Source organism: Anaerococcus sp. HMSC065G05 (assembly GCF_001812365.1).
In the GTDB taxonomy this organism is placed as follows: domain Bacteria; phylum Bacillota; class Clostridia; order Tissierellales; family Peptoniphilaceae; genus Anaerococcus; species Anaerococcus vaginalis.
In genome coordinates this window covers 1-369 of sequence record NZ_KV808679.1, presented here as the reverse complement: position 1 = coordinate 369, position 369 = coordinate 1, and the positions used below count along the sequence as shown (strand labels likewise).

Annotated in this window: 1 rRNA gene; it reads left to right on the top strand. The window is 45.5% G+C overall.

The features are described from left to right. Positions 1-350, top strand: a 23S ribosomal RNA gene (locus tag HMPREF2852_RS00035); the annotation flags it as partial. Between the last annotated feature and the right edge of the window lie 19 nt (positions 351-369).

The window sequence follows — 369 nt, the reverse complement described above, 5'->3', positions numbered from 1 at the left end:
GTAGGTCCCAAGGGTTGGGCTGTTCGCCCATTAAAGAGGCACGCGAGCTGGGTTCAGAACGTCGTGAGACAGTTCGGTCCCTATCCAGCGTGGGCGTAAGAAATTTGAGAGGAGCTGTCCTTAGTACGAGAGGACCGGGATGGACGCACCAATGGTGTACGAGTTGTTAGGCCACTAGCATGGCTCGGTAGCTAAGTGCGGGAATGATAAGTACTGAAAGCATCTAAGTACGAAGCATGCCTCAAGATAAGATTTCTCAGAGTAGGTAAAGAAAATACCTTAGATAGGTCCAAGGTGTAAGTGCAGTAATGTATTAAGCTAATGGATACTAAACTTTAAATCTTGACTGGAAATATTTATAGCTATTGA